Source organism: Rhodococcus sp. NPDC055024, assembly GCF_053608585.1.
The window spans coordinates 368,427-389,250 of sequence record NZ_JBSGVT010000002.1; the positions used below are offsets into that span (position 1 = coordinate 368,427).

Consider the following 20,824-nt stretch of genomic DNA (forward strand, 5'->3'; position numbering starts at 1 on the left):
GCCCCTGTGCGCCTTTTGGTAGTGCGGACTACCAAAAAGGCGCACAGGGCCGAAGGCCTTTATGTTCGACTTATGACTACTTTCAACGCCTGGGTCGCCCGCGACAGCGACGGCTCCATCGACTTCGCCCCCGAAACCGTCGACGAATCCTTCCTCCCTGCAGGTGAGGTCACCATTCGTGTCGAATATTCGAGCGTCAACTACAAAGACGCCCTCGCGGTCACCCCGAAGGGCGGGGTGGTTCGCGACTACCCGATCGTCCCCGGTATCGACGTTGCCGGCGAGGTCATTGCCTCCGAGTCCGACGCGTTCGCCCCCGGCGACAAGGTGGTGGCCCACGGGTACGAGATCGGGACTGCCCGCAACGGCGGCTACGCGGAGATCGCCAGGCTGCCTGCCGAGTGGATCGTGAAGCTCGACGGCATCTCCACTGCCGACGCTGCTGCAATCGGCACGGCTGGATTCACCGCCGCCATGAGTGTCCAAGCCATTCTGGCCGGCGGAGTGAAGCCCGCCGACGGTCCGGTACTGGTGACGGGCGCGAGCGGCGGAGTCGGCACCATCAGCGTCGACCTTCTGGCAAGCGCAGGCTTCGACGTGGTCGCCTCCAGTGGCAAGCCCGGTGCGGCAGATCTTCTGACGTCTCTCGGTGCGTCTTCGGTGATCGGCCGGCTCCCCGAGGATCCCGACGCCAAGCCCCGTCCGCTCGGAAAATCCCAGTGGGCCGCGGCCGTCGACTGCGTCGGTGGAAAGACCCTCGCCCACGTACTGAGCACGATCAATTACGGCGGTGTTGTCGCTGCCAGCGGATTGACCGGTGGCGCCGCGCTGCCTACGACCGTGCTGCCATTCATTCTCCGCGGAGTCTCACTGCTAGGTATGGACTCGGTACTGATGCCGATCGAACCCCGTCGTGCACTGTGGGCACGTCTGGGCTCCGACCTTGCGCCACGTCATCTGAAGGAAATCACGAACCTCGTTGCCGTCCGCGACGTCGTCTCGGTGATCGATCAGGTACGCGAGGGCAAGTACACGGGCCGGGCGCTGGTTCAGGTTGCCGACGGTTTCTGAACCGCTCAGAAAAGTGTGAACAGATCTGCCGGTTCTTCGGCCGTCGTGGACTTCTCTTTGTACGAGGAGTTCACGACGGTCGGTTCCTTCTTCACCGGCGCCGCAAGCGGGACCGACGCGATGTCCCCCGAGACGATGGCGCGTGCGGCTTCGCCGGCCAACTTGTCGGCCATCTCGTTGTAGTGGTTGCCGACATGCCCGCGCACCCAGCGAAAGCGCACCGGTCCGACACGGTCGGTGATGGCTCGGTCGATGCTCTGCACCAGTTCCAGATTCTTGACCGCCCCACCGCTCGCGGTCTTCCATCCCTTGCGCTTCCAACTCGGCAGCCATTCCGACGCGCACTTGATGGCGTACTGCGAGTCGGATTCGATGAGCAGAGGATCCCCACCCGGATGCGCGACGACGGCCTCGAAGAGGGCACGCAACTCGGCAATCTGGTTGGTGCCGGACGCTTCTCCGCCGGACATGCTCGGACCCTCGTGATTGACCCACGCCCAGCCGATAGCCCCACCGGGGTTTCGCAGACAGGATCCGTCGGTGCTCACGATGATCATGGCTCGGACAATACGTTGCGCCACCGACACACGCCTTAACGGAGGATGGACGGTGGCGATACGCTGACCTCGATGACGCCGCTATCTCCGGCCGACGAAGTCACGGTGACTTCTCAGCGACCACTCGATGCCGCGCTGACGCTCAGCCCGCATCAGCGCGGACCCGGCGACCCCGCACATCGGCGGTCCGCCGACGGAGCGATCTGGCGAGTTTCCCGTCAACTTTCGGGTCCTGTGACCTACCGCATCACGCAGTCGGATCGGCACACGGTCCGCGTGCAGGCGTGGGGTCCCGGTGCCACGGAATTACTGGAAGGCGCCGAAGCGCTGCTCGGTCTCGACGACGAAGCCGAAGATTTTGCTCCCGAACATCCCAAGCTCGCCGAAGCCCATCGGCGCTTCCCTCATCTGCGTATCGGCCGCACCGGCCGCGTCATGGAAGCTCTCGTACCAGCGATCCTCGAGCAACGAGTTCACGGCATCGACGCGTTTGCCGCGTGGCGCCGCCTGTTGACCAAGTTCGGTGAGCGCCCACCCGGCCCCGCGCCCGACGGAATGCGCGTTCCACTCACCGCGGACCAATGGCGTCGAATGCCGTCGTGGGAGTTCCACCGCGCGAACGTCGATCCCGCAAGGTCCAAGACGATCGTTCAGTGCGCTCGCGTCGCCGACCGCCTCGAGCAGGCATCCACGTTCTCCAGGGCGGAAGCGACCAAACGATTGCGAGCGGTCCCCGGCGTCGGGATCTGGACTGCCGCCGAAGTGGCGCAGCGTGCCTTCGGCGATTCCGACGCACTCTCGATCGGTGACTATCACCTCGCCGCGGTCGTCGGGTGGTCGCTGCTGGGTGAACCGATCGACGACGCCCAGATGGTGCAGTACCTCGCTCCCCTCCAACCGCATCGATACCGCGCTGTACGACTGCTGCAGGTCAGCGGTCAAGCAGTCAAACCCAAGTTCGGTCCGCGAACTGCCGTTGCCGACCACCGCTGGCACTGAGCACCAGGAGATAAAAATGTCGACCCGATACGCACACATCGCCTTCTCACCCGCTGCGGTGGAGCGTCAGCGGTCGACCGGTAGCTTCACCGTCTACGGTTCGAAACTCGATCAGCCCGACGAAGGCCCGATGGAATTCGATTTCCGCGCTCAGGGATTCGTGAAATCCGTGGATTCCTTCTTCATGTCCACGGTGACGCCCGACGGTTGGCCGTACGTCCAACATCGCGGCGGCCCGCGCGGATTCCTGCATGTGTTGGGTCCGAATCGAATCGGATTCGCCGATCTGCCCGGCAATCAGCAATTCGTGACACTCGGCAATCTGGAAGAGAACAATCGCATCTCGCTGTTCGTCATCGACTACCCGACACGGACGAGATTGAAGATCTACGGGCGCGCGCAGGTGATCGAAGCGGAACAGGACCCCGAACTGCTGCAACAACTCTTGCAGGTTCCCGGCGGCACCATGACGGCAAAAGCTCAGCGCTCCATCGTCATCGACGTCGAAGCGTTCGACTGGAACTGCAGTCGAAACATCACGCCTCGCTTCGACAAGGAACGCATGGACGAATCGCTCGCTCTCGCACGCCAACCCTTGCAAGCCGAGGTCGATCGCCTTACTGCCGAGGTCGAAGAACTGCGCGCTCGCTTGTCGAAAAACGAATGAGACTAGGCGGTTTCAGGGCACCCGGAGTCGGGTAGCCACCAAACACGGCCCGTCGCGCGGAGACGACGGGTCCCGTTGTGCCCGAGGAGGTCCGCACGATCGATCCTGACGGTGGAGTTCAGGCTGACGAACTGCACCGCCACCATTCACGACCGGTTCCACACAGACAGATTGGCCGTCCCCATGAAACTGTCCCGAACTCTCACGATGTCCGTTCTCGTTGTCGCCGCTGTCGGCGCCGGAGCCGGCACTGCCGTCGCAGCGCCCCCGAATGCGGGCTTCGATCCGTCCCAACCCCTGTTCACCCCGACCGCCGAGTCGAACAGCCAGGCGGCGTTGATGCTCTTCCCCGGTAACGATCCGAAGCAGGCCGCGTTCGACACCATGGCCAACGAGGTCAATACCGGCTGGAACAACGGTGGCCTGCAGTCGACGCTGATCGGGGCCAACCTAGGCGTCGGAATCGGCTGCCTGTCGATCTTCCCGAACTTCATCGCCGGCTGCATTGTCGGTGGAGTCATCGGCACGGTTGCCGGAGTCGGCGCAGGAATCACCAACGGAAACCCGAACGCTGCACCGGCCGTCGAGAAGTTCTTCGCGACTCCTTAGAGCCGCTCAGCCGTGCGTGTGCCCGGGGGTGTGTAACTCCTCGTGAAAATGCGTGGCGCCGATCGAATGCAGTAACTGGTGAACGGTGTCGTCTGCCAGTTGGTATCGCATCGATCGGCCGTCGCGCGTCGCGCTCACCCATCCCTGGCTACGCAGCAGTCGCAGCGCATGTGAGACGGCTGTGCCGCTCATCCCCAGCGCCACGGACAGATCCGTGACGCAGATACCCGGTGCGTGGTGAAGGCAGAGCAGCAGACGCAGACGGTTGGCGTCGGAGAGCAGTTCGAAGCGACCGGACCAACTGGTGACGTCCAAACCCTCGAGTGCAGCCCTGGCGCGACGAACATCCTCGATGCTCAGCGCGCCGCTGGTGTCTGCTGCACCTGCATTCGTCAACCGACTGCCTCCGTAGAACTTCCGATCCCCCGCCGCAAGTGTACCCAGAAGCGCGACCTGGTCAGGCAGACTCCACCACGGCCGCCATGCCCTGGCCACCGCCGATGCACATGGTCAACAGCGCTTTTCCGCCGCCGCGACGGCTGAGTTCGTGAAGGGCCGTCGTCGCCATACGCGCACCCGTCGCTCCCACCGGGTGCCCGAGCGAGATGCCGGAACCGTTGACGTTCAGGCGATCGAGGTCCTCGAAACCCCATTCCTTCACGACACCGAGAACCTGGCACGCAAACGCTTCGTTGAGTTCGACCAGCTCGAAGTCGGCGAAGCCTGCACCCGTCCGGGCAAACAGTTTCGAGACGGCGGCGACCGGCCCGAGACCCATTAGCGCCGGTTCACAACCGGCCGCGGCCCAGCTGTCGAGGAACCCGATGGGCTCCAGCCCCAGTTCGTCCAGACGATCCTCGGCGACCACCAACATCGCTGCGGCAGCGTCATTCTGTTGGCTGGCGTTACCGGCGGTCACGACGCCACCCTCGGTTACCGCACGCAGCCGTGCCACAGTTTCGAGTGAGGTGTCCGAACGGATCCCTTCGTCAGCACGGAACTGTGTGACGTTCCCTTTTCGATCCTTCAGTTCGACGGTGACGATTTCGGCGTCGAACCGGCCGGAATCTCTTGCCAGTGTTGCTTTTCGGTGACTGTCGACGGCAAACGCGTCCGACTCTTCCCGACTGATCCCGCAGCGTGTCGCGACGTTCTCGGCCGTTTCGATCATTCCGCTGATCAGGCCGAAACGCCACTCGGGTTGCGAGCGCTCGCGACCACGATCGAGGCGGTCGAACAGTTGCAGCCCACCGGCTTTGGTGCCCCACCGCGCTCCGGTGGTGTAGTGCTCGATCCCGCTCATCGATTCGACACCGCCCGCCAGAACCACGTCGGCAGCACCCGTCTGGACCATCATGGCCGCAGTGACGATGGCTTGCAGGCCCGTTCCGCATCGTCGATCCGTTTGGAAGCCGGCCACCGAAATGGGCAACCCGGCCTCGAGCGCCGCCCACCTACCGATGCACGGCGCCTCCGAATTGGCATACGACTGCCCCATCGCGACGTCGTCGATGCGAGACGGATCGATTCCACTACGACGCACAGTCTCCTTGACCACGGTGGCAGCCAAACTTTCCGCCGGCACGTCTCGAAGTGCCCCTCCGAAGCGGCCCACCGCGGTTCGGACCGGCGCGACCAATGCTGCTCGTTTCACAACTGACCTCGAATCTCGTTCTGGAATAATGGAAAAGGGCTCAGGCAACCAGCAGGCGCACGGTGTCTGCCACCAGCGCAGGTTTGCCCGCTCCTTCGATGTCGATCGTGTACCGCACGACAATCGTCGCGCCCTTCGCCGTGCGCTCGAAGGAAAGAATCTCCGCGCCCGCTCGCACCGACGAACCGACCTTGACCGGTTCGGGGAATCGCACCTTGTTGCTGCCGTAGTTCACGGTCATGGAAATTCCGTCGACGCGCATCACCTGGGCGCCCAGCACCGGCAACAACGACAGGGTCAGATAGCCGTGGGCAATGGTGCCGCCGTAAGGGCCCTGCGCTGCGCGCTCGGGATCCACGTGAATCCACTGATGATCCTCGGTGGCGTCGGCGAACTTGTCGATCCGATCCTGTGTGACCGGGAACCACGCGCTGTAGCCCAAGTGCTCACCGACAGCCGTCTCTACTTCGTCGATTCCGTTGAAAATTCGCATAGTTCTCTCCTGAAAAGTGTTGAACAGCAAAGGAAAGCAACAACGCCCGGCGCAGTTCTAATGTGCGCCCCGGCGCAGTGTTAATGTGCGCCCCGGCGCAGTGTCACCCGATACGTGTACTGCTCCGGCAAGAAGTAACTCACCGACAGCTCGTTGGCGACGCCCTGCGCGTTGGAGTACAACCGATCCACCCGCAGCATGGCGTGCCCGATCTCGCAATCGACGTCCCTGGCCACGTCCGCCGTCGCCGGCGACACCGTGATCGATTGTGCTGCTTCGACAATCGGACTGTCGATCAGCGGTTCCAGCAAGCCGATCACGGTATTTGCGCTCACCGCACCGGCGGCCATTGCGGGTAGGTCGATGATCTGACGAGCTATCGCCTCCGGCAGATGCGCCGTCGTCTGAACGAACGGAACCCCTTCGTGTATCCGCCGAAAGACCACGGTGTACACGACGTCGGTGTCGAGCCGAAGCCGACTGGCAGCCTCGATGTCCACGCGCCGTTGCAGCGGTGAGACTACTTCCATCGTCGTGTCCCGCGAAAGGTTCATGAGATCTTCGATGGACCCGAGATGACGGAGATAGCGGCCACTGTTCTCGGTCACGAACGTTCCGCGCCCGGGTACCCGGTACACGATGCCCTCGGCAACGAGGTCGTGAAAGGCTCGGCGGACCGTCTGCCGGCTCACGCCATGATGCTGCGCCAGTTCGGATTCGGTGGGCAGTTGAATGCCGTCGCGGTAGGTACCGGCAGAGATCTGCTGACGAAGCTCACGAGAGAGGCGTTGGTACGCCGGCTCCGACTCTCTTTCCTTACCGCTCATAGCGACATGATCCTACTTGCTCACCGGGCCGTCACAGACCGCCGCGGGCAACCAACTGCGAAACGATCACGTTGCGCTGAATTTCGTTGGTTCCCTCACCGACGATCATCAGCGGCGCATCACGGAAATACCGTTCGACGTCGTACTCCGTCGAGTAGCCGTAACCACCGTGGATGCGGACGGCGGACAACGCGATTTCCATTGCCACCTCGGAGGCGTACAGCTTGGCCATGCCTGCCTCCATGTCGCACCGCTCGCCGCTGTCGTACATTTGCGCCGCGTGCCAGGTCAGCTGCCGTGCCGCAGTCAACTTGGTTGCCATGTCGGCGAGATAGTTCCCGATCGACTGGTGCTTCCAGATCGGCTGCCCGAAGCTCTCGCGCTGCTGCGCGTAGGCAAGCGAATCCTCGAGTGCAGCCGTGGCGACGCCCAGCGCACGGCATGCCACCTGGATACGGCCGGTCTCGAGCCCCTTCATCATCTGCCCGAATCCCTTGCCAGGAGTGCCACCGAGAATGGCCGACTCGGAGATTCGGTAGTTGTCGAAGGACAATTCACAACTCTCGACGCCCTTGTACCCGAGCTTCGGGAGATCGCGGGAGACCGTCAGTCCTTCGCCGTGCTCGACGAGAACGATCGAGATGCCCGCATGCCGAGGGCTTGCACTCGGATCGGTCTTGCACAGCAAGGCGATCACGCCGGACCGGCGGGCATTGGTGATCCACGTCTTGGCCCCGTTGACGACCAGATCTGTGCCGTCGCTCTTGGCGTTGGTCGTCATGGCCTGCAGATCGGAGCCACCGCCAGGCTCGGTGAGTGCCATGGTTGCCCGGATCTCACCGGTTGCCATTCGCGGCAGGTATTTCACCTTCTGCTCTTCGGTACCGAACAGTGAGATGAGCTTCGCGACCACCGTATGACCGCCCATCGCTCCCGCCAGGGACATCCACCCTCGCGACAGTTCCTGCGTCACCTGCGCATAACAGGGCATGGACACCGGCGATCCGCCGTACTCCTCGGGAATCGCGAGACCGTAGATCCCGATCTGCTTCATCTGATCGATCCACTTCTCGGGATACTCGTTCGCGTGCTCCACCTCCTGAACTGTGGGCTTGACCTCTCGGTCGACGAACCGGCGCACGGTTTCGATCAGGAATGTCTCTTCGTCGTTGAGCTTGAGCATGAATCCGCCTCGACTTGAAAAAAGTTTGTACGGCCATATTTCGATATTGTTCGCGCAATGTCAATACCGCTCCTTGACATGGATACGCAGCAACTGCCAGCATCGAGGCAGTTCGGTGCACATCAACGCCGTTCACGGCAGCTCATCACTTTCACAACTGGCCGTACATTTGAACCCCAGATCGAGGTAATCGACACACATGGACGAGAACCACTACCGCTCGACCAGACGCCGCGCGTCTCTGGTCGCACCGGGTTCGGACGAGCGCAAGGCGCGCAAAGCCATCGCATCGAGCGCAGACGAGGTGATTCTCGACCTCGAGGATGCCGTCACTTCGGCAAACAAGGACCTGGCGCGAGCCCTCGTCACCGCGCTGGTGCAGGAGTTCGGTGCGACGCGCACCATTTCGGTGAGGATCAACGGCCTGGCAACGCCGTGGGCCCGCGACGACCTGATCGCCTGCGGCGCCCTCGGAGAATCGCTGACCAGCGTGATCGTCCCGAAGGTCGAGTCGTCCGACGAACTGCTCGAGGCCGAACAGATCCTCGCGACTGCAGGCGGGCACCACACCACCTTGCAAGCGCTGATCGAAACTCCGCTAGGCGTCCAGAATGCCGACTCCATCGCCCGCGCGACTCCTCGCCTCCAGGGCGCGATCATCGGATACGCCGATCTCGGTGCAGCACTGGGTCGCTCGCGCTCGGCGCTGCCGGAACACTGGCTTGCCGTCCAGGACAGAATCCTGATCGCCTGCCGTGCGGCCGGCGTCGCAGCAATCGACGGGCCCTTTCTCGGCATCGCCGACGACGACGCCTTTCGGCGCGCTGCGCACTGGACCAGCGCTCTCGGATTCGACGGCAAATGGGTCATCCATCCGGCGCAGATCGACTCGGCCACTGGCGCATTCACCCCTTCGGAGGACACAGTCAGTGAGGCCCGGCGGGTATTGACCGCACTCGAAGAAGCCGAGACCCTGGGTTCGGGCGCCGCCCAACTCGACGGTCAGATGCTCGACGAAGCTGTGGCCGTGGCAGCGCGTCGTACGCTCGCCCGAGCCGAAGGAGTCACCGTATGAGCGAGCACTACGTAGGAGGACCGTACTTCGACGAGCTGACCCACGGACAGATCTTCGACGAAGCCCCCGCGGTGACGTTGACCAGTGGACTCGCCGCCGCCCATCAGGCAATTCTCGGCGACCGCATGCGCCTGCCCCTCGACGCACACTTGTCGTCGAGCGTCACGGGTTCTACTGCACCAGTGGCGAATCCAGGACTGGTCACCGACATTGCCATCGGTCAGTCCACCGTGGTCACTCACCACGTCAAGGCGAACCTCTTCTACCGTGGACTGCGATTCCATCGCTTCCCCGTGCTCGGCGACACCCTGTACACACGGACCGAAGTGGTCGGTCTACGAGAGAACTCGGCCAAGCCGGGACGCGCCGCCACCGGACTTGCGGCGCTACGGATGACGTCCGCTGACCAGAACGGCAACACGGTCCTCGACTTCTACCGCTGCGCCATGCTCCCGCTGAGCCCCGACCCGATCGAGACGAGAACCCGCCACGCCGACGACCTCGGTGCGATCGGTCCGCTCGAACCGGCTCCGTACGTCTCACCAAGTGGCTGGGACCTCGACACATATCGAGAGTGGGTGCCCGGCAAGCACTTCGAATCAGGTTTGGTGGGCTCCGTGTTCCGTAGCAGCGGCGACGTCGTCTCGAGCGCCCCCGAACTTGCCCGCCTGAGCTTGAACATCGCAGCAACGCACCACGACGAGCGCGTCGGCACTCACGGTCGCCTCGTCTACGGCGGCCACACCATCGGGATTGCTCTCGCCCAGGCAACTCGCGCACTGCCGAACGTGGTGACAGTGCTGGGGTGGCACTCGTGCGATCACGCCGGACCCGTTCACGAGGGCGATACCCTCTCGAGCGAACTGCACGTCGAAGGTTCGTCGCCCCTCGAACACGGAACCGCAGTGCACTTGCGTTCGCTCGTCTTCTCCCACAATGCTTCTGCAACACAAACTCCGGTCCTCGACTGGCGTTTCACCGTGTTGATGGCATGACCGCACACTCTTCTACCCCGGAGGAACACAGATGACTCAGACCCCCGGCCCGCTGTCCGGGCTTCGCATCGTCGAGGTCTCGAGCTTTGTCGCCGCACCCCTGTGCGGGCTGACTCTCTCACAACTCGGTGCCGACGTGATCCGGATCGATCCGATCGGAGGAGCCTCCGACTACAACCGATGGCCGGTGACGGCCGAGGGTGAAAGCATCTACTGGACCGGGCTCAACAAGGGCAAACGCTCACTCTCGGTGGACATGCGTGCCGAGCGCGGCCAGGAACTGATTCGCCAACTGGTCACGGCTCCAGGACCTGGCGGCGGAATCCTGGTCACCAATGCCGGCGGCCGCAACTGGATGAGCCACGACTCCCTGGCCCAGTTGCGCAGCGACGTCATCACTCTCGAGATCCTCGGGCGCCGCGACGGCAGCCCCGGAGTCGACTACACGGTCAACGCCGCGTTGGGATTTCCACAGATCACCGGCCCCGCGGACTACGCCGGAGTTGTCAATCACGCCTTACCCGCTTGGGACGTCGCATGCGGGCTCTACGCCGCCCTGTCGATCACTGCCGCAGTGCGCCAACGTGACTCGACCGGACATGGATCTCGGATCACGCTCCCGCTCGAAGACGTCGCGTTGGCCACCGCAGGAACTCTCGGCTACCTCACCGAAGTGCAGGTGAACGGCCGCAGTCGTGAGTCCGGTGGCAACGCCGTCTACGGCACGTACGGAATCGATTTCGTCTCCAGTGACGACGAACGGTTCATGATCGTCGCCCTCACTACGCGCCATTTCCGCGACCTTGCGTCGGTCACCGGCACCACGGCGGCTGTCGACGCCGTCGAAACCGCACTCGGAGCGGACTTCTCCACCGAAGCGGACCGCTACCGTCATCGAGAGGTGCTGACTGCCCTGTTCTCACACTGGTTCCGGGAACACAGCGGCGCCGAGATCGCTGCAGCGCTGGACACATCGTCAGTTCTGTTCGAGAGGTACCGCAGTTTCGAAGAGGTTGTAAAATCGGGTGAACTCGCGAACAACCCGATGTTCTCCGCACTCGATCAACCTCGAATCGGACGCTATCTGGCTGCCGCCAACCCCGCCTCGTTCGACGGCGCGCACCTGGGCACCGGACCCGCCTCCGAGGTCGGCGGCGACTCGATCGCGGTTCTCGCCGACATCCTCGGAACCAACGCCGATCACGCCTCGACGCTGATCGCGGACGGAGTCGTCGGGGTTCCGGCGAACTGACCCACCCACGAAAATACTTTCGGCCTCGGAACATCGTTCCGAGGCCGAAAGTTCGTAGCTTGCAATTCAGAGACCAAGATCCTTCGCGATGATGGTCTTCATGACTTCGCTTGTGCCACCGTAGATTCGCGTGACGCGTGTGTCTGCGTAAAGACGTGCGATGGGGTACTCGGTGATGTAGCCGTATCCGCCGTGCAGTTGAAGGCACTTGTCGATTACTCGACCTGCCGCCTCGGTGCAGAACAGTTTCGCCTTCGCTGCGTCGGGAATCGTCAGCGTGCCGCGGTCATGGCATTCGAGTGCGTTGTCGGACACCAGCTGGATGGCATCGACCTCGGTAGCACATTCGGCCAGAACGAATTTGGTGTTCTGGAATGCCGCGACGGGTTTACCGAACACCTTGCGGTCCTTGACGTAGTCGATCGCAAAGCGAAGCGCGGCGCTCGCGGTGGCCGCTGCTCCGAACGCGATGGTCAACCGCTCCTGAGCCAGGTTGTGAGTCAGATAGCTGAACCCGTCACCTTCTTCTCCGAGTCGGTCCTCGACGGGCACCTGTACGTCGACAAACGAAAGCTCCGCAGTGTCGGAGGTCTTGAGACCGATCTTGTTGATCTTGCGCCCCACCGAGTATCCGGGTGACGACGTATCGATCACCAGAATCGACAAACCAGTGCGTCGGTTCTCCGCCGTGCTGGGCGCGGTGCGGCACACAACCAGGACCCGATCGGCAAGTACCCCGCCGGTGATGAACGTCTTCGAACCATTGACAACGTAATGCGTACCGTCTTCGGACAGCTTGGCCGTCGTCGCGATGTTCGCCAGATCCGAACCCGTCCCCGGTTCGGTCATCGCAATCGCGAACATCAGATCTCCCGAAGCGAAGCCCGGCAACCAGCGGCTCTTCTGCTCGTCGTTCGCGTACTCGAGCAGGTAGGGCAGGATCAGGTTGGTATGCACCGACTGCGAGCCGAAGGACGCCCCGGCGGCAGCAACTTCCTCGGCGACGACGACGTTGAACTTGAGCGACTTCTCGCCGCCTCCGCCGTATTCCTCCGGCACCTGAATTCCGAGTACGCCCAGCTCTCCCAGGCGCCGGTAGAAGTCACGGGGCGGGTAACCGTCCTCTTCCCACTTCTCGTGGACGGGGGTGACTTCCTTCGCGATGAAATCGCGGACGGTGGCCCGGAATGCCTCGTGATCCTCGTTGAACACGGTGCGCTGCATGTATGAACTCCAGTCGGTCGAGGGAACAGGGTGATCCTTTTTCTCACCTTGCCTCACTGTTCCGCATCCGATCCAACACTCATCGACTATGGCTCCGATAGGGCGTACCAATATGGCCTGACCTGCGATACATAGGCAACCGCTATCGTTCCGATCATCGACGCGACATTGCTCAAAGTGATCCAGAACACGTTGAATGGGTCAGCCGGCAAATACAACACCATCGATCGCTTCGAGGCCGCGCTTCGAGCACGATCGCATCCGCCCACCAGTCTCGAAGGGACGCCACGTGACCCCCATCGCGCCACAGCGTAACGACGTCCAGCCCGAAGCAACAGCAACGCCAGATTCGTCAGCAGTCCCTGTCTTCGGTACCCGCAAGCGTGCGTGGACGATGACCGGGCTCGTCGTCTTCCTCTACATCGTCAACTACGCGGACAAGGCAGTCCTCGGAATCATCGCTCAGCCCCTCGCTCGTGAGCTCGGACTGAAGTCGTCGCAAATCGGCATGGTCGGCTCGCTCTTCTTCCTGATGTTCTGCATCGGTGGATTCCTCGCCGGACCGCTCAACAAGTACCTGACCCTGCGTTGGGCGCTGTTGATCCTGGCCGCCATCTGGTCCGTGGTCATGCTTCCCCTCGTTCTCGGCGCCAGCCTCGCGATGTTGATCGTCTCGCGCATGCTCCTCGGATTCGCCGAGGGTCCCAGCTCGGCACTAATGCACACCGCCGCGTACTCGTGGCACCCGCCGGCCAAGCGCGGCCTTCCCGGCGCAATGCTCGCCGGATCCGCCTCTGTCGCAAAGATCGCCCTCGCACCGGTACTGACCTTCATCGCCGTTCATTACGGCTGGCGTGCAGCGGTTCTCTCGCTCTCCGTCCTCGGACTCGTGTGGATGGGTTGCTGGCTGGCCGGTTGGTCCGAGGGCCCGTACACGAGCAAGGCCGTCAAGGCGACCAAGAATGCAGATACAGAAGCAAGCGAGGCAGCCGGGACAGCAACGAAGGCAGTCACCGAGCCCAATGTTCCTTGGCGCAAGATCCTGCTCTCCCGCACCTTCGTCAGCTGCTGCTTCCTCATCGCCACCATCTACGCGCTGACCACCGTGGTTCTCACCTGGCTGCCGTCGTACTTCGAGGTCGGCCTCGGATACAGTGCGATGCAAGCCGGTTCGATGTTCGCGCTGCCCTCGATCGTCGGTCTGGTTCTCATGATCACCTCCGGTTCGGTCACGGACAAGTTGATCGGCCGCGGCTACACCTCTCGCACGGTTCGTGTCATCGTCCCCTGTGTCGGCGTTCTGATCTGCGGATCGATCCTCCTGTTCCTGCCTCAGATCTCCACTCCCATCGTCGCCGTCGCCATGGTCTCGATCGGCTACGGATTCTCGGCAATCACCTTCCCGCTCATCAACGCTGCGATCTCCGAACTGTGCCCGCCGCAGCAGACTGCCGGAACGATGGGATTCTTCCTCGCCATCATGTCGATCGGCGGCCTGATTGCTCCCTACGCAACGGGAGTCATCGTGGACAACGCTGCAACACCGGCCGACGGCTACGCCCAGTCCTTCCAGGCAATCGGCATCATCGGAGTCGTCGCCGCGGTTCTGGTCCTCGTCTTCGCCAACCCCGAACGCGACCGCAAGCTCATCCGCGGCTGAGTACTCCACGTATAGCCATTCGCTAACACAGCCATTCACCGAAAGACATTGCCGGGTCGTCCCGCTCGTGATCGACTCGAGTAACGCCCCAACCGCACAGTCGCAACACCGGGCACGAACAGCAGGAGAGATACATGCGAGATGCCGTCATCGTCGACGCAGTACGTACACCGATCGGCCGTCGCGGCCGCGCCCTCTCGGAGATCCATCCGGCCGAGCTGTCCGCACACGTACTGCGTGCGCTCGCTGAACGGACCGGACTCGACGCGGCGACGGTCGACGACGTGATCTGGGGATGCGTCAGTCAGGTCGGCGAGCAGGCCGGAAGCATCGCCCGCACGGCGGCACTCGCCGCCGGCTGGCCTGACAGCGTTCCCGGTGTCACGCTGACCCGAGCCTGTGGATCGAGCCAGCAGGCAGTGTCCTTCGCTGCGGCCACCGTCATCTCCGGCCAGAACGACGTGGTCGTAGCCGGAGGCGTCGAATCGATGTCGCGAGTACCGATGGGGACCGCCAGCAAGAACGGTGAGCACTTCCCCGCTTCGGTACTCGAACGCTTCGGGGTGGACAGTTTCAGCCAGGGAACCGGCGCCGAGATGATGGCCCGGAAATGGGCGCTCACACGAACGGCTCTGGACGAATACGCACTTCGCTCACACGAACTCGCGGCCACCGCCACCGATGCAGGTGCGTTCACCGGGCAGATCGCTCCGATCGCCGGCTTGTCCCAAGACGAAGGCATTCGGCGAGGCGGAAGTCTGGAGTCGCTCGCGAAGCTGCCCCCGGCCTTCGACGCCGACGGAGTCATCCACGCCGGCAACTCTTCTCAGATTTCCGACGGAGCGGGCGCCACACTCGTCACGACCAGTGAGTACGCCCGGGCACGCGGGTGGAAGCCTCTCGTCCGTATCCACACCGCAGTGGTCGCGGCCGATGACCCGGTCATCATGCTCACCGGTCCGATTGCCGCCACCGCAAAGGCATTGGATCGCTCCGGCTTGTCCATCGACGACATCGGCGCCTTCGAAATCAACGAGGCATTCGCGCCCGTCCCGCTTGCCTGGCAGGCCGAAACCGGCGCGGCAGTAGATCGTGTGAATCCGCTCGGCGGCGCGATCGCGGTCGGGCACCCACTCGGCGGATCGGGCGCGATCTTGATGACTCGCCTGGCACATCACATGCGTGATCAGGGAATTCGCTACGGACTCCAGTCGATGTGTGAGGCCGGCGGCATGGCCAATGCGACCATTCTCGAATTGATCTGACCCGACAACGCTTTCGGGCCACACGTCATCCAGCAGGAAAGAAGAATTGATTCATGAAACTCGAGGGACTTTCCACCGCGATCACCGGCGGCGCTTCAGGTCTCGGCCTGGCCACCGCTCGACGACTGCTCGACGCCGGGGCGCAGGTCACGTTGATCGATCTGCCTTCTTCCGACGGTAAGCAGGTGGCGGCCGATCTCGGAGCTGCCGCACAATTCGCCGCGGCCGACGTCACCGACAGCGAACAATTCGCGGAAGCACTCGACGCGGCGCACGAGCGCGGCGGACTGCGTGGCGTCGTCCACTGCGCGGGCGCCGGGCGTCGCATGCGCATTCTCGACAAGGACGGAAAAGCCGGATCGGTCGAGGATTTCGAGTTCGTCGTCAAACTGAATCTGGTCGGTTCGTTCAACGCACTCCGACTCGGCGCCGAGAGGATGGCCGAACTCGACGCCGTGGACGGTGAGCGAGGTGCCATCGTCATGACGGCGTCGGTCGCGGCATTCGAAGGTCAGATCGGTCAGATCAATTACACGGCATCCAAAGCCGGCATCGTCGGTATGACGGTCACCGCTGCTCGCGATCTCGCCAGCCGCGGAATCCGCGTCAACACCATCGCTCCTGGCATCATGGACACTCCCCTGCTGGCGCGCCTGCGTGAAGACGTGCGCACGGCCCTCGAAGCCTCGGTTCCCAACCCTTCACGGTTGGGTCGACCCGACGAGTTCGGTCAGCTGGCCGTCTCCATGCTCGAGAACGGCTATCTCAACGGCGAAACCATCAGGCTCGACGGCGCTATCCGGATGGCTCCCCGGTGACGGGCGCCAGCGTGATCGCCAATCCACAACTGCGCCACAACATGCACTACCCGGATACCACGATGGCGTACTGGGCACCCAGCATGGCGTCACTGTACGGTGATCGCCTCGCCGTCGTGGACGGCGAGCGCACGTGCACATTCCGCGAACTCGGCCAGCGCAGTGCACAATTCGCCGGTGCATTGCGGCAAGCCGGAGTGGGCGTCGGCGACGTGGTGTTGATGCACCTCGGGAACTGCGTCGAGTTCCTCCAGGCCTACTACGGCTGCCTGCAAGCCGGAGCGACCGTTACGTTGGTCAATCCGCTGCAACCAGAGCTCGGCCTACGCAAGCAGATCGAAGAGACGTCCGCCGTTGCTGCGGTCACTCAGAGTTCGCAGCTGCACGTCCTTCTGGCCGCTTCTGCAGGAACCACCGTACGTACGATCGTGATGGTCCAGGACACCGAGGGCGCGCTCGACGCACCGGAGTCGGCCGTCGCGTTCGACGCCTTCATCGCGGACCTACCCACCGAATTCACCCCTGCCACCGTCCGTAGCGACGACATCGCACACATCGCGTTCACGGGCGGAACCACCGGGGTGTCCAAAGGTGTTCGCGTTCTTCACCGTAACGTCGTCGGCAACATCACGCAGATGTGTGGTTGGAGAACCGGACACGAGTTGGAGGCAGGTGCCGACGGTCTGGTCACGCCACGACGCATCGACGGCCTCGACGTGCTCGGTCCGACGCCGGGAACCGGTGCGACCATCGTGGTCTCACCTCTCTTCCACGCACATTCGTTGCTCAACACGTCGTTCCTGTTGATTTCCGGGCTCACTCAGGTATTTGCCGGCCGGTTCGAACCCGGCCGGATGCTCGAGCTGATCGAAAAGCAAGGGGCCACCTACCTCACCGGGTCTCCCGCCATGTGGCACGCCCTGTCGGTTCATCCCGACGCTACGGTGCGTAACACCGACAGCGTGTGTGTCGTGTCCTCCGGCGCCGCCCCGATCGACAGCGTCACGCTCGCTGCGCTCCGCCGCGCATTTCCCAAAGCGCTGGTCGTCGAGGGATACGGACTGACGGAGGCCACTTGTGTGGTCACGGCCGCACCGCTGATCAACGGCTCGCAATACCGTCAGAGCAGCGTCGGCCTCCCGATCTTCGACACCGAGATACAGATTCGCGATCAACTCGACCGGAAGACCGTTCTGGGCGAGAACGAACGCGGCGAACTGTGGGTACGTGGACCTCAGGTCACCGACGGCTATCTCGGACATCCGGAAACCACCGCAGAACAGTTCGTCGACGGCTGGTTGGACACGGGCGACATCGCGTACGTGGACTCGGACGGATACCTCTTCATCTGTGACCGGGCCAAGGACATGCTCATCTACAAGGGGTACAACGTCTATCCGCGTGAACTCGAAGAGATTCTGGTCTCGCATCCTGCAATCTCGACAGCCGCGGTCGTCGGCCGCGAAGTGGGGAGCAACGGTCAAGAACCCGTCGCCTTCGTGGTGATGATTCCGGGCGCCGAGTTCGACGCCGAGCAGATCAAGGCGTTTGTCGCCGAGCAAGTGCTGCCGTACAAAAAGATTCGCGATGTCGTCGAGGTAGAGCTACTCCCGACTTCCGCTGCCGGCAAGGTCCTCAAAACCGATCTCCGGTCGAGGCTTCTCGAGTCGGTCGACAAGGCAGGTTCCAAATGACAACCTTCGCAGATCTGACGTCGCAACTGCGGGTACCAGTTCTCGCGTCACCGATGTTCATCATCTCGACGCCCGACCTCGTCATCGCGCAGTGCACGTCCGGGATCATCGGGTCTTTCCCGGCTCTGAATGCTCGTCCGCAGTCAGCACTTCGGGATTGGCTCAAGCTGATCACGGTGGCGCGCGAGGAGCATGATCGCGAGCACCCGGAGAAGCCCTCCGCACCATTTGCGGTCAACCTCATCGTCCATCGGTCCAACAACCGCCTGGAAGAGGACCTTGCCACCATCGCCGAGTTCGAGGCCCCGATCGTCATCACCTCGCTCGGTGCACGCACGGACATCAACGATGCGGTTCATGCGTACGGCGGAATCGTTCTCCACGACGTCATCGACAACCGCTTTGCACGCAAGGCGATCGAGAAAGGCGCGGACGGGCTGATCGCGGTCGCCGCCGGGGCAGGCGGACATGCCGGCAGACAGTCGCCGTTCGCCCTGATTCGGGAGATTCGTGAGTGGTTCGCCGGTCCGCTACTGCTGTCGGGTGCGATCGCTCACGGTGATTCGATTCTTGCTGCACTCGCGGCCGGTGCCGACCTGGCTTATGTCGGTTCGGCTTTCATCGCTACGGAAGAGGCCAACGCCGATCCGGCGTACAAGGAGATGATCGTCGACTCCGGCGCTTCGGACATCGTGTACTCCAATCTGTTCACCGGCGTACACGGGAACTACCTGCGTGGCAGCATCGTTGCTGCCGGTTTGGACCCGGAAAACTTGGCCGAATCCGATCCTTCCGCAATGAGTTTCGCGACCACCGATACCGACACCAAGGCCTGGCGCGACATCTGGGGCGCGGGCCAGGGAATCGGTTCGGTCGACGCAGTTCTTCCGACGCATGCAGTGGTCGAGCGTCTCGCATCCGAGTACGAGGCGGCCCGCGAGCGCATCTGCCGACGCTAGGGCTGCGACAGATAGTCGTCGGACAGGTATTCGTCGGACAGGTATTCGTGGACCAAGCTCACGAATGCCTGTCCCACCGGCGACAAAGTCGAGGGGTCGAAGGCGAGACCGTACGCACGAAGGAATCTCGGCTCGCAGGCTCGCTCCACCACCTGACCTGGCATCGATTTCGCCACCGAGCGCTCGACCAACGAACCGCCGAGCCCAGCGATGACCATCGGTAGCCGCGACTCCCGCTGCTCCGTGACCACTGCGAGTTCCGTTCTCGTACCGGCCTTTCGGATCGAATCTTCGATCGCGTCACCCATCGCCGCCCCGCGAGGAACGAACACCATGGGAATGTCCGGCATTTCCGAAAGGCGTACCGGCCCCTCGGGTAGGTCAGTTCCCGCCGGATAGACCAGGCGGTACTCCTGCTCCCCCAATTCTACGATCTCGAGCCCTTCGCCGGCCTCGAGCGGCAGATGTGCCACCGCGAATTCGCAGTGACCGTCCCGGATGAGACTTTCCAGATTGTCCTCCCGCTCGAGTTCCGAAAATCTGACTCGCGCTTGCGGATACCGTCGACAGAACTCCGCGATCAGATCGACGATCGTCCCGGAGGTCAGAGCAGGAAAAGCCATGATGTCGAGTCGACCGACAATCGCACCGTCGGATGCCGTCAATTGTTCCGCCGCGGCTGCAACGTCTCGCAGAACCTGTCGACTCGGGCCGACCAAGCTGCGACCGGCTGCACTGAGCACCATTCCGCGCCCGATCCGGTGGAAAAGCCTCACTCCCAGTTCACGTTCCAACCCGCGCAACGCCTGGGACACCGTCGGCTGAGCAACACCCAAAGCGGCTGCAGCGCCGTTGATTCCCTTGTTCTCGACCACCGCGAGGAAGTACTCCATCTGTCGAAATTCCACCGCTCAGTCCTTCCCAGAGGATGAAGAGTACGTCGCGGCCATCTCGGCAGCCGTCGCGATGAGCGCTGCAGCGGCCGGCGATTGCTCGCCCGAGCGGTAGACGATGCCGACGTCGCGCCGAAGCGGCGGATCGAACGAGAAGGCACACACATCGGACATCTGCTGTTGTGCAACCTTTCTCGGAACAACGGTGGCGCCGATTCCGCGACGGACCAGGTCCCACGTCGTGACCGGATGGACACAATCCACGACGACGTTCTCGGCGCCTTCGCTGAGCAAACCACGAAACTGGTTCGATTGGTCACCGAGGTCGACGACGAGAGGCAAAGTGTGCAGTAGCGCTCGAGGAACCGGATCGATCAACGGCGCCACCAAGCGGCCGGACAACGACGCGTGCGTGGCGAGCACCAACTCCTGAGTGACGATCGGAGCCGTGACCAATCCTTCGTACCCGATACTCAGATCGGTGACACCGACCTCGGCCGATCCGCGCCGCAACGCGTTGTCCACCCCGGCCGGGCCGTACGTGTCGAGAACGCGCACGACGATCTTCGGGAAGTTGGCCCGGAATCGACGGACCAACTCGACCATCGGATCGATCGAGAACGCCGAGTACGAGACGACGTCCACGCGGCCGAACTCGAGTTCGCGAACGGCGGTCACCTTGGCCTTCGCGCGCTCGACGTCGGCAAGTATTCGCCTGGCCGCGAGATCGAAAGTTCGTCCGGCATCGGTGAGAACCAACCGTCTACCCGTCCGGTCGAACAGCGTGGCGCCGAGTCGACGCTCGAGCGTACGAATTGCCTGTGAAAGTGATGGCTGCGAAATGTAGAGAGCCTGAGCGGCCTTCGTTATCCCACCGTGGTCGACAACAGCGACGAAGTAGGTGACAAAGTGCAGGTCCACTCACTCAT

Annotated in this window: 21 protein-coding genes; 12 read left to right on the forward strand and 9 right to left on the reverse strand. The window is 63.0% G+C overall.

The window, feature by feature from the left end:
• The first annotated feature begins 72 nt into the window (after positions 1–72).
• A complete protein-coding gene (locus ACWF6P_RS08195; RefSeq protein WP_452620683.1) occupies positions 73–1,071 on the forward strand; it encodes an acrylyl-CoA reductase family protein in 999 nt (332 codons plus the stop codon).
• 5 nt (positions 1,072–1,076) lie between these two features.
• On the opposite strand, the gene ACWF6P_RS08200 is transcribed toward ACWF6P_RS08195, so the two are convergent.
• A complete protein-coding gene (locus ACWF6P_RS08200; RefSeq protein ID WP_317552080.1) occupies positions 1,077–1,628 on the reverse strand; it encodes a ribonuclease H family protein in 552 nt (183 codons plus the stop codon).
• Positions 1,629–1,673: 45 nt separating this feature from the next.
• Between ACWF6P_RS08200 and ACWF6P_RS08205 the strand changes: the two genes are divergently transcribed.
• The 3 genes from ACWF6P_RS08205 to ACWF6P_RS08215 all read left to right on the forward strand — a co-directional run bounded on the left by ACWF6P_RS08205 (position 1,674) and on the right by ACWF6P_RS08215 (position 3,903).
• Complete coding sequence (locus ACWF6P_RS08205) at positions 1,674–2,627, forward strand: DNA-3-methyladenine glycosylase family protein (protein WP_452620684.1); 954 nt, start codon at positions 1,674–1,676, stop codon at positions 2,625–2,627.
• 16 nt (positions 2,628–2,643) lie between these two features.
• Entirely contained in the window at positions 2,644–3,294 is a 651-nt protein-coding gene (locus ACWF6P_RS08210; RefSeq protein ID WP_378446861.1) for a pyridoxamine 5'-phosphate oxidase family protein, read from the forward strand.
• A gap of 111 nt (positions 3,295–3,405) precedes the next feature.
• Positions 3,406–3,903 carry a hypothetical protein gene (locus tag ACWF6P_RS08215; RefSeq protein WP_378531404.1) on the forward strand — a complete coding sequence of 166 codons (498 nt, stop codon included), beginning with the start codon at positions 3,406–3,408 and terminating at the stop codon, positions 3,901–3,903.
• A gap of 6 nt (positions 3,904–3,909) precedes the next feature.
• Here ACWF6P_RS08215 and ACWF6P_RS08220 read toward each other — a convergent pair whose 3' ends face one another.
• The 5 genes from ACWF6P_RS08220 to ACWF6P_RS08240 form a co-directional block, all read right to left on the reverse strand.
• On the reverse strand, positions 3,910–4,299 hold the full coding sequence (locus ACWF6P_RS08220) for an ArsR/SmtB family transcription factor (RefSeq protein WP_452620685.1): 390 nt from the start codon (positions 4,297–4,299) through the stop codon (positions 3,910–3,912).
• Positions 4,300–4,360: 61 nt separating this feature from the next.
• Positions 4,361–5,557 (reverse strand): acetyl-CoA C-acetyltransferase, encoded by a 1,197-nt coding sequence (locus ACWF6P_RS08225; protein ID WP_452620686.1) that lies wholly within the window; start codon positions 5,555–5,557, stop codon positions 4,361–4,363.
• A 40-nt stretch (positions 5,558–5,597) separates the two neighbouring features.
• The gene (locus tag ACWF6P_RS08230; RefSeq protein ID WP_378531399.1) at positions 5,598–6,050 is read right to left on the reverse strand and encodes a MaoC family dehydratase; all 453 of its coding nucleotides are present in this window, start codon (positions 6,048–6,050) and stop codon (positions 5,598–5,600) included.
• Between the two features lie 80 nt (positions 6,051–6,130).
• Positions 6,131–6,877: a GntR family transcriptional regulator gene (locus ACWF6P_RS08235; protein ID WP_452620687.1), complete on the reverse strand. Its 747-nt coding sequence runs from the start codon at positions 6,875–6,877 to the stop codon at positions 6,131–6,133.
• A 31-nt stretch (positions 6,878–6,908) separates the two neighbouring features.
• Positions 6,909–8,060, reverse strand: a complete 1,152-nt coding sequence (locus ACWF6P_RS08240; protein WP_003940468.1) for an acyl-CoA dehydrogenase family protein — start codon at positions 8,058–8,060, stop codon at positions 6,909–6,911.
• A gap of 199 nt (positions 8,061–8,259) precedes the next feature.
• Here ACWF6P_RS08240 and ACWF6P_RS08245 point away from each other — a divergent pair, with 199 nt between their 5' ends.
• From ACWF6P_RS08245 to ACWF6P_RS08255, 3 genes are read left to right on the forward strand one after another with little or no spacing between them, the layout of a single operon-like run.
• Positions 8,260–9,135 (forward strand): HpcH/HpaI aldolase/citrate lyase family protein, encoded by an 876-nt coding sequence (locus ACWF6P_RS08245; protein ID WP_452620688.1) that lies wholly within the window; start codon positions 8,260–8,262, stop codon positions 9,133–9,135.
• On the forward strand, positions 9,132–10,130 hold the full coding sequence (locus ACWF6P_RS08250) for a MaoC family dehydratase (protein WP_452620689.1): 999 nt from the start codon (positions 9,132–9,134) through the stop codon (positions 10,128–10,130). Before ACWF6P_RS08245 ends, ACWF6P_RS08250 begins: the two co-directional genes overlap by 4 nt.
• Before the next feature lie 31 nt (positions 10,131–10,161).
• A complete protein-coding gene (locus tag ACWF6P_RS08255; protein WP_452620690.1) occupies positions 10,162–11,382 on the forward strand; it encodes a CoA transferase in 1,221 nt (406 codons plus the stop codon).
• 66 nt (positions 11,383–11,448) lie between these two features.
• On the opposite strand, the gene ACWF6P_RS08260 is transcribed toward ACWF6P_RS08255, so the two are convergent.
• Positions 11,449–12,606: an acyl-CoA dehydrogenase family protein gene (locus tag ACWF6P_RS08260; protein WP_378647211.1), complete on the reverse strand. Its 1,158-nt coding sequence runs from the start codon at positions 12,604–12,606 to the stop codon at positions 11,449–11,451.
• Positions 12,607–12,802: 196 nt separating this feature from the next.
• Here ACWF6P_RS08260 and ACWF6P_RS08265 point away from each other — a divergent pair, with 196 nt between their 5' ends.
• From ACWF6P_RS08265 to ACWF6P_RS08285, 5 genes are all read left to right on the forward strand, one after another.
• Complete coding sequence (locus ACWF6P_RS08265) at positions 12,803–14,266, forward strand: MFS transporter (protein WP_378446870.1); 1,464 nt, start codon at positions 12,803–12,805, stop codon at positions 14,264–14,266.
• A 134-nt stretch (positions 14,267–14,400) separates the two neighbouring features.
• Positions 14,401–15,531 carry a thiolase family protein gene (locus ACWF6P_RS08270; protein WP_378531386.1) on the forward strand — a complete coding sequence of 377 codons (1,131 nt, stop codon included), beginning with the start codon at positions 14,401–14,403 and terminating at the stop codon, positions 15,529–15,531.
• Between the two features lie 53 nt (positions 15,532–15,584).
• A complete protein-coding gene (locus tag ACWF6P_RS08275; protein WP_378446871.1) occupies positions 15,585–16,349 on the forward strand; it encodes an SDR family NAD(P)-dependent oxidoreductase in 765 nt (254 codons plus the stop codon).
• Positions 16,350–16,390: 41 nt separating this feature from the next.
• A complete protein-coding gene (locus ACWF6P_RS08280) occupies positions 16,391–18,043 on the forward strand; it encodes a class I adenylate-forming enzyme family protein (RefSeq protein WP_452620787.1) in 1,653 nt (550 codons plus the stop codon).
• The gene (locus ACWF6P_RS08285) at positions 18,040–19,002 is read left to right on the forward strand and encodes an NAD(P)H-dependent flavin oxidoreductase (RefSeq protein WP_452620691.1); all 963 of its coding nucleotides are present in this window, start codon (positions 18,040–18,042) and stop codon (positions 19,000–19,002) included. Before ACWF6P_RS08280 ends, ACWF6P_RS08285 begins: the two co-directional genes overlap by 4 nt.
• Here ACWF6P_RS08285 and ACWF6P_RS08290 read toward each other — a convergent pair.
• Together ACWF6P_RS08290 and ACWF6P_RS08295 are read right to left on the reverse strand one after the other, a co-directional pair.
• Positions 18,999–19,910, reverse strand: coding sequence for a LysR family transcriptional regulator (locus tag ACWF6P_RS08290; RefSeq protein WP_378647225.1), 912 nt, complete (start codon positions 19,908–19,910; stop codon positions 18,999–19,001). The genes ACWF6P_RS08285 and ACWF6P_RS08290 overlap by 4 nt on opposite strands.
• Positions 19,911–19,913: 3 nt before the next feature.
• Positions 19,914–20,816, reverse strand: a complete 903-nt coding sequence (locus ACWF6P_RS08295) for a LysR family transcriptional regulator (protein WP_378531376.1) — start codon at positions 20,814–20,816, stop codon at positions 19,914–19,916.
• Positions 20,817–20,824 lie beyond the last annotated feature (8 nt).